The following is a 7722-nucleotide window of genomic DNA, read 5'->3' as shown; positions in this document are numbered from 1 at the left end:
ACCCCGCCCTGCCCCCGGATGGATTCTTCGAGGGATGGGGCCTCAAGAAGCTCATCAAGGCCCACCCCGGGCTGGAGACTCCGCTCCGGCTGGCCTCGGACGCCCCCGCGGCCTCCCTGGTGCGCGGCCTGCGCCCCTTCATCAACCACCTGGAGAAGCCGGAGTCGCCGCTCGCGCTCACCCGGACCTTGTCCCAGGTGCTGGCGGCGCCCTCCTTCTTCGCCGGCGGCCACGACGGCCTGCGCGAGATGCTCACCCGGCGGCTGGCGGAGCTGGGCGGCGACGTGCTCGGACGCGACAGCCCCACCGGCTTCATCGTCGAGGAGCTGTCCTTCGACGGCAGCAAGTTCGCCGGCGTGAAGCTGGTCCGCTCGGACACGATCTACCGCGCGGCCTGCCTGGTGGCCGCCACCGACTCCGGCGCGCTGCGGCGGCTGGTGACGGACAAGAAGCACCACCGTGGCCTGATGGAGCACCTGGATCAGTCCACGACCAAATCCATCCTCTTCACCGTCAACTGGGTGGTGCCGGAGACAGCGCTCCCTCGTGGCCTGGGCGAGCTGACGCTCGTGGACACCCAGGACGCGGAGCTGGGCGCCATGCTGCTGCAGCTCCACCCCGCGCGCGCCTCGGCCACGGGTGGCAAGGAGAGCAAGGACGCGGAGGCCCTGCGCGTCGTGTGCGCCGGCGTCTTCATCCCCGCGTCCGCTCGGGAGCTCGGCGAGGAGCACCTTCAGGCCCTGGCCACCCGCATCGACGCGCAGCTGGACGCCGTCATGCCCTTCACCGCGCAGCACCGGCTCTTGCGCTCCGTGCCCTACCTCGACGCGAGCGGCTCGCGCGGCACGCGGCTGATGCCGCACCCGCTCTACAGCTTCGAATCGGAAGCAGTGCTGGGCGTCACCGGTTTGAGTCAGCGAACCCCGGTGAAGAACCTGCTGCTCGCGGGCCGCGAGGTGCTTCCCGGCCTCGGCCTGGAGGGCGAGCTGCTCGCCGGAGTGCGCGCCGCACGCCTGGTTCAAGACATGTTGAACAAGAAGGATCCGCTCAAGGGCTGATCCAAACGGCTGAAAGGCTGGATTTCCAAGCGGCTTTCTGGCAGGTTCCGCCGCTCTTTATCGGCAGGCGTCCAACGCCCCAGTTTTCAAGGAGTTAGAGGTCATGGCGTGGAAGTGTGACATCTGTGGCAAGCGTCCGCTCGTCGGCAACAACGTCAGCCACGCGAACAACAAGACCAAGAAGCGAACCCTCCCGAACCTGCAGAAGGTCCGGGCCAGCGTCGAGGGCCGCACGGAGCGCGTTCTCGCCTGCACCCGCTGCATCAAAGCGGGCAAGGTGACGAAGGCGGCTTGAAGTAATGCGCTCGGGGGTGGGGTCCTCACGCGCTTCATCCAAGAAACTCCCTCCCACCGAGCGGCTTCATCCCCGCGCGGACGACCTTGATCTACGCTCCATCGGGTCGGTCGTCCGCCGGTTACATGACGAGGACGTCGTTGCCGTCCGTGCGGTTCGCCCCGCGTTGCCCGCTGTCACCCAGGCAGCGACGGCCGTGGCGAATGCGTTGCGGGCGGGCGGCAGATTTCTCTACGTAGGTGCTGGCACCAGTGGACGTCTGGGCGTGCTCGACGCCAGCGAGTGTCCTCCTACGTTCGGCAGCCCTCCTTCCCAGGTCCAGGCTCGCATCGCTGGTGGACGCCGGGCGCTGACTCGCGCCGTGGAAGGCGCCGAGGACGACGCCGACGCGGGCGCCTCCGACGTGCGCGCCTTCGACGCGGGTCCTCTCGACGTCGTGTGCGGCATCTCCGCCAGCTCCTCCACGCCGTACGTCCGGGGTGCGCTGCGTGAAGCGAAGCGGCGTGGGGCGCACACGGTGCTGGTGTGCTGCAACCCTCCCAAAGCTCGCGCGGACGTGGACACCCTGGTGCTGGCGCGCACGGGGCCGGAGCTGGTGGCCGGCTCGACGCGGCTGAAGGCCGGCACGGCGACGAAGCTGATCCTCAACGCCATCACCACCGCGGCCTTCGTGGCGCTGGGCAAGGTGTACCGGGGCCGCATGGTGGACGTGCGCCCCGCCAACGCGAAGCTGCGAGCCCGCGCCGCGCGAATGGTGGCCGAGCTGACGCACCTGCCCGCTCCGGAAGCCTCCCGTCTGCTGGAGGCCTCCGGCGGCGAGGTGAAGGTGGCCGTGGCCATGCACTTCACGGGGCTGGACGCCCGGGGCGCCCGGAAGCGTCTCCAGGAGAACGGCTTGCGTGCGCTTGGCGGCCCGGGACGTAAGGGCGCGCACGCACGGAGCCCCCGCTCGCCCGGCCGCTGACGGCGCGGCGTGGGGGGCGAGTCTTAGACTTGGAGGCATGCGCCTCCAACCTCCCCTCCCTGACTCCCAGCGCCCGCGCCTGTGCGTCGGGTTGCTGTCCGGCACCAGCGCGGATGCGGTGGAGGCCGCGCTGTGCGAGGTGACGGGCACGGGTGGCGGAGCCCGGCTGCGACTGCTGTCCCACGTCTCCGCGCCCTTTCCTCCGGAGCTGGTGGTCCGGATGCTGGGGCCCCAGGACGCCCGCTCCCTGAGTCAGCTCGACTTCGAGTTGGCGGAGCACTTCGCTCGCGCCGCGCTCCAGGCGATTGAGCGGGCCGGGGTGGCGCTCTCGGACGTGAGCGCCATCGGCTCTCACGGGCAGACGATGGCGCACCTGCCACCAGGGACCTCGGCCTTCCCCTCCACCCTGCAGATTGGCGAACCCTCCGTCATCGCCGAGCGCACGGGCCTGCCCGTCGTCAGCGACTTCCGCACCCGGGACGTGGCCGCCGGAGGCCATGGCGCGCCGCTGGTGCCCTACTTCGACTGGGTGGCCTTCCGAAACCCCGAGGCCCCTCGCGCCCTGCAGAACATCGGCGGTATCGCCAACGTGTCCGTCGTCAGCGCGCGACTGGATGACACCCTCGCCTTCGACACCGGGCCCGGCAACATGGTGATGGACGGGCTGGCGCGTCGCGTCACCCAGGGGAAACTGGCGTGCGATCTGGACGGGAGTCTGTCACGGCAAGGCCAGGTGATTCCGGCGCTGCTGGCGGAGCTGCTCACGGACGCGTTCCTCGCGCAGGCTCCTCCCAAGAGCACCGGGCGCGAGCGATACGGTGATGTGATGGTGGAGCGCCTGTGGGCGCGCTACGCGGACCGCCCCCATGACTTGATGGCCACCGCGCTGGAGTTCACCGTGGAGAGCACCGCGCGGGCGTACGAGACGTGGGTCCTGCCTCGCACTCCAGGTCTGGAGGCGATGTACGCCTCGGGAGGGGGTACCCGGAATCCCCGGTTGATGGAGCGGCTCGAGGAGCGGCTGGCCCCCCTTCCCGTCCGCCGGCTTGATACCCTGGGATTTCCGGAAGGAGCGAAGGAAGCGGCCCTGTTCGCGTTGCTGGCCGCCGAATTCCTCGTGGGAACCCCCGCGAATGTCCCGTCCGCAACTGGCGCGAAGCGTCGAGTCGTTCTAGGAAAGCTGACACCGTGAGCAGCGTGAACCTGATGGCCCGCGAGGTGGCCGCCAAAATCGTCTTTTACGGACCTGGCTTGTCCGGCAAGACGACCTCGCTGCGGAAAATCTACGAAACCGTCCGGCCCGCGCACCGGGGCGAGATGATGTCCATCGCCACCGAAGGCGACCGGACGCTCTTCTTCGACTTCCTCCCCGTGAAGGTGGAGCGCGTCGGGGACTGCTCGGTGCGGCTGGCGCTGTACACCGTGCCCGGCCAGGTCTTCTACAACGCGACGCGGAAGCTGGTGCTCCAGGGCGCCGACGGCGTCGTCTTCGTGGCGGACTCACAGCCGGACGCGATGGACGCCAACCGCGAGTCGCTGGCGAACCTGGAAGAGAACCTCTTCGAGCACGGCATCCGGCTGGACCGCTTCCCGCTGGTGATGCAGTGGAACAAGCGCGACTTGGAGAATGTGCTGCCCGTGGAGCAGCTCCGCCAGGAGCTCAACCCGCGCGGCGTGCCGGACTTCGAGACCGCCGCCACCAATGGGCGCGGGGTGCTCGACACGCTCAAGGCCATCACCCGGCTGGTCATCAAGGACCTGCGCGCCAAGCGCATCGTCCCGCCGCCGCGCCCGGTGGCCCCCGTCGGTGGCGCGCAGCCCGCGGGACTGGAAGCGCAGCTCGCCCAGCACCTCCAGCACCGGCAGCCGCCCCCTTCGACGCATCTGGCCCCGCCCTCGGGCCATGGCCCCGCCGTGGCGATGATGCCGACGCCGGTGCCTCATCGTCCTTCGGGCTCGTTCCCCGCGATTGCTCCCCCGCCTCGGGTGGAGCCCATGGTGGCGCCGCCTCCACCTCCCATCGCGGCCCCCATCTCGCAGGCCGCCTCCGCCAAATTGCTCGGCGCGGTGAGCGCGCTGGCGCCGGGAGACCTGTTTGACCACGCGCGCGCGGCCGAGGCCGCGTTCATGGCGGGCAACTACTCCACCTGCGTCACGGCCTGCACGGACGCCATCCGGCGCTCGCTGGCGTTCGCGGGTGAGGGCACGCTGGCGCAACAGGCGTTCCTGCTCCGCGTGGACGGGGCGGATCTGCTGCGCATCCAGGGACTTGCCACCCAGCAACACCTGCGCGTCGATGACGCGGCGTTCGCCCTCTACGTGCTGATGCAGACCTTCGTCCGCCTCAACGCGGTGGGCCTCCCCGCCTCGGAGTAGCTTGGATGGTGGAGCGCCCCGGCACTTCGCACGGGGCGCGGAGCCGACTCGGGCGCACCGGTCAGCGCGGCGCGGTGAGCTGCAGCAAGCCCATGCGGTGCAACTTCGCGAGCGTCTTGAGCGTCTCCAGCTCCCTCGCGGGACTCGCCAGGACGATGGTGGACACATCCCACGTCCCACTCACGAGGCCCGCGATCTGCCGCTCCTCGGGCTTGAGCAGCGACATGCCCTGCGGGTCGTGAATCACGAGGGGAACCAGCAGCGGCGGCATGTCCGAGTACAGCGCCGCGACGTGCTCACGCTGCACCAGCCGGGCGAACTCGCGCACGCGCCGGTCCGCGGGGTCGCTCGCCAGCAGGGACGCGCAGACGATGCCCGCCGCGTCGAACTGGCCCTCGCGCATCAGCACCGCGCCCTTCTCCAGCATCTCCGCCACCGGGTCCGCCTCCACCTGCGGCGCGCCATCCACCTCCACCAGCTTCGCCCGGAGCAGCTCGTACACCCGCCGCGTCACCGACGAGCGGGACACGCCCATCGACAGCCGCAGACGCCCCAGGTTCTGCGGCGTCGCGCACAACCCCAGGATGATTCGATGCATCAGCGGCTGGCTCGGGCTGGGCGGCGTCAACGCGCGGACGCTGAGCGCGTCGATGGGCAGCGCCTTGTCCACGTCCGGCTGCTCATCCACCCAGCGCAGCGATTCGAACAACAGCTCGCGGATGCTCATGTCGGACGGCACCCAGTCCTCGCCCGAGCGGTCCGCGTCCTCCGTCCAGTGGAACGTCCCCCGCTCGGCAATCGTCAGGTCCGTCATCGCCGCGAACAGCTCCTCGCGGCCCAAATCCCGAATCCACCGCGACTGGAGCCCGTGCACGTCGAACGCGGCGTCCACGTCCGGCGTGCGCGACAGCTCGTCGAAGGCGGCGAGCACCTTGGCGCCCGAGGCGAGCTTCGCCAGCGCGAGGAGGCGGGCCACCCTCCCACGCAGGCCTTCCGAGGCCGTGGCCCCGACCTGACCGGAGAGAAGGAAGAGCTTCCGCTCGCCGGCCTCCCAGGAGAGCTGGAGCGTCCCCGTCTTGCGGGAGCTGTCCAACCATTGAAGGAACTCGGGAAGCGGATAGCTGAAGAGGTCGCCGTGGAGGGCCATGCGTTCTGTTTCGAGGATACAGTCGCGAGCCGTGCGCGTCGCGCTCCTGTTCATCGATGGTGTGGGCATTGGCCGGAAGGACCCGGCCATCAACCCGCTCGCCCACCGTGAACACCTGCTTTCCTTCTTCCAGGACGCCCCAGGACCCACCCTGCCGGACGGAGGGCGCTGTATTCCCGTGGACACGACGTTCGGCGTGTCCGGAAGGCCCCAGTCCGCCTCGAACCAGACGGCCATCCTCACGGGAGACCCGGCCCCCGCCCTCATCGGCCAGCACGTGCTGGGCTACCCCAATGCCCCCTTGCGCGGGCTGCTCGCGGACCGCTCCATCGTCAAGCGCCTGCTCGCGGCCGGCCGCACCGCCACCTTCGCCAACGCCTACCCCGCGCCCTACCTGGACGCGCTCGGCGTCCCCCGGCGCCCCACCACCCTGCCTCCGGAGTTCACCCCGACACCCGAGGCCCGGCGCCGCATGAAGCCCTCCGCGTCCAAGCTGGCCTTCGCCGCGGGCCCCGTGCCCCTGCGCACGCTGGAGGACGCCCGGGCCGGAGACGGCCTCACCCCGGACATCACCGGCGCCAACGCTCGCGCCTACGGCCTGCCCGCTCCCGAGCGCACGCCCGAGGAGGCCGCCGACATCTTCTGGCGCGTGGCCGCGGGCGCGGACTTCACCTTCTTCGAGCACTACCTCGCGGACGAAGCCGGCCACGCGCAGGACTTCGTCGCGGCCCATGCCGCGCTGGACACCTTCGACGCCTTCCTGCGCGCCGTGGTGGCACACCGTCCCGCCGATGCCCGGGTGATGGTGTGCAGCGACCACGGCAACGTCGAGGACCTGTCCACGCGAGGACACACCCTGCACCGCGTCCCCGTGCTCTACTTCGGCCCCCCCGCGCCGGACGTCGAAGGCTTCACCACCGTCGCGGACGTGGGGCGCGCGGTGCTGCGCTGGCTCGGGGTGGAGTGAGGCTCGTGACGAGGGGATGGATGCGAAGACAGGGGAGCCTCGGCCAAGCCCTGGTCCTGCTGGTGCTGGGCTTTCTCGCCGGCTGCTCCGCGCCGCGACGAACTACCATGGACGTTCCGACGGACGCCATGCGAAGGCCCGGCACGCCCACCGCCAGCGGAGCGCGCATCACCCTGGAGTTCCAGCCGCGAGACTCCGACGCCGCCACCCAGGTCCGCCTCGCCGTCGAACGCGCCCTGCCGCGCATGGCCCGCTGGGGCACCTTCGACGACTCCGTCGCCATCATCATCCACCCCAACCACGCCGCCCTGGAGCGCGCCGCCAACCGCCCGGACCATGACTTCCTGCGCGCGTGGGCCCGCTACGAGCAGATCGAACTCCAGAGCCCCCGCACCTGGACGCTCCTGGGCGCAAGCCAGGCCCAGGTGGACGAGCTGCTGCTGCACGAGCTCACCCACAGCCTGATGTATCAGGTGGCCTCGGACCGCCTGGGCTGGACGCGCAAACGCATCCCCCTGTGGTTCCGCGAAGGCATGGCCTCGTACACCGCCGAGCAGGGCTACCGCGTCACCTCCCTCGAGGACCTGGCCCGCTACTGGAGCACCCATCCCCGCGCGGACCCGCTGGCCCAGGCCGACACCCTCTACCGACGCGAGAGCGACATCGTCTACGGGGCCGCCCACCACGCCTTCACCTTCCTGGCCCGCCGCTACGGCGAGCCCGTGGTGCGGGGCATCCTCCACGCCATGAGCCAGGGGCCCGACTTCGCCGAGGCCTTCACCCAGGCCGTGGGCCTCTCCCCCGACACCTTCCTCCAGGACTTCCGCCGCTACATCCAATGGCGCGGATTCAAGGGCGGCCGGCAACTTCGCCTCGCGCCCCCTCCTACTCCGGAGCCGCTGGGCATCCCTCCCC

Annotated in this window: 8 protein-coding genes; 7 read left to right on the top strand and 1 reads right to left on the bottom strand. The window is 70.5% G+C overall.

Annotation, left to right across the window (positions count from 1 at the left end):
• From FJV41_RS46730 to FJV41_RS46710, 5 genes are all read left to right on the top strand, one after another.
• On the top strand, positions 1 to 1058 hold a 1058-nt coding region (locus FJV41_RS46730; protein ID WP_141649103.1), incomplete at its 5' end, for an NAD(P)/FAD-dependent oxidoreductase.
• 103 nt (positions 1059 to 1161) lie between these two features.
• Entirely contained in the window at positions 1162 to 1353 is a 192-nt protein-coding gene (gene rpmB, locus FJV41_RS46725; RefSeq protein WP_015348676.1) for a 50S ribosomal protein L28, read from the top strand.
• A 4-nt stretch (positions 1354 to 1357) separates the two neighbouring features.
• A complete protein-coding gene (locus FJV41_RS46720) occupies positions 1358 to 2317 on the top strand; it encodes an N-acetylmuramic acid 6-phosphate etherase (protein WP_141649102.1) in 960 nt (319 codons plus the stop codon).
• A 37-nt stretch (positions 2318 to 2354) separates the two neighbouring features.
• Positions 2355 to 3509, top strand: a complete 1155-nt coding sequence (locus tag FJV41_RS46715; RefSeq protein WP_141649101.1) for an anhydro-N-acetylmuramic acid kinase — start codon at positions 2355 to 2357, stop codon at positions 3507 to 3509.
• Entirely contained in the window at positions 3506 to 4693 is a 1188-nt protein-coding gene (locus tag FJV41_RS46710) for a GTP-binding protein (protein WP_141649100.1), read from the top strand. Before FJV41_RS46715 ends, FJV41_RS46710 begins: the two co-directional genes overlap by 4 nt.
• Positions 4694 to 4754: 61 nt before the next feature.
• On the opposite strand, the gene FJV41_RS46705 is transcribed toward FJV41_RS46710, so the two are convergent.
• Complete coding sequence (locus FJV41_RS46705) at positions 4755 to 5840, bottom strand: DUF4388 domain-containing protein (RefSeq protein WP_141649099.1); 1086 nt, start codon at positions 5838 to 5840, stop codon at positions 4755 to 4757.
• Positions 5841 to 5871: 31 nt separating this feature from the next.
• Between FJV41_RS46705 and FJV41_RS46700 the strand changes: the two genes are divergently transcribed.
• Entirely contained in the window at positions 5872 to 6807 is a 936-nt protein-coding gene (locus FJV41_RS46700) for an alkaline phosphatase family protein (RefSeq protein WP_141649098.1), read from the top strand.
• Positions 6808 to 6914: 107 nt separating this feature from the next.
• On the top strand, positions 6915 to 7722 hold an 808-nt coding region (locus FJV41_RS46695), incomplete at its 3' end, for a hypothetical protein (RefSeq protein WP_246137858.1).

The sequence above is a fragment of the Myxococcus llanfairpwllgwyngyllgogerychwyrndrobwllllantysiliogogogochensis genome, from assembly GCF_006636215.1.
Taxonomy (GTDB): domain Bacteria; phylum Myxococcota; class Myxococcia; order Myxococcales; family Myxococcaceae; genus Myxococcus; species Myxococcus llanfairpwllgwyngyllgogerychwyrndrobwllllantysiliogogogochensis.
The sequence above is the reverse complement of the archived record's forward strand: the minus strand, read 5'-3'. Positions and strand labels throughout refer to the sequence as shown.

Excerpts from the sequence above, each read along its gene's own strand:
- rpmB (WP_015348676.1), top strand. The coding sequence starts at position 1,162 with ATGGCGTGGAAGTGTGACATCTGTGGCAAGCGTCCGCTCGTCGGCAAC.
- FJV41_RS46720 (WP_141649102.1), top strand. The coding sequence starts at position 1,358 with ATGCGCTCGGGGGTGGGGTCCTCACGCGCTTCATCCAAGAAACTCCCT.
- FJV41_RS46715 (WP_141649101.1), top strand. The coding sequence starts at position 2,355 with ATGCGCCTCCAACCTCCCCTCCCTGACTCCCAGCGCCCGCGCCTGTGC.
- FJV41_RS46705 (WP_141649099.1), bottom strand. The coding sequence starts at position 5,840 with ATGGCCCTCCACGGCGACCTCTTCAGCTATCCGCTTCCCGAGTTCCTT.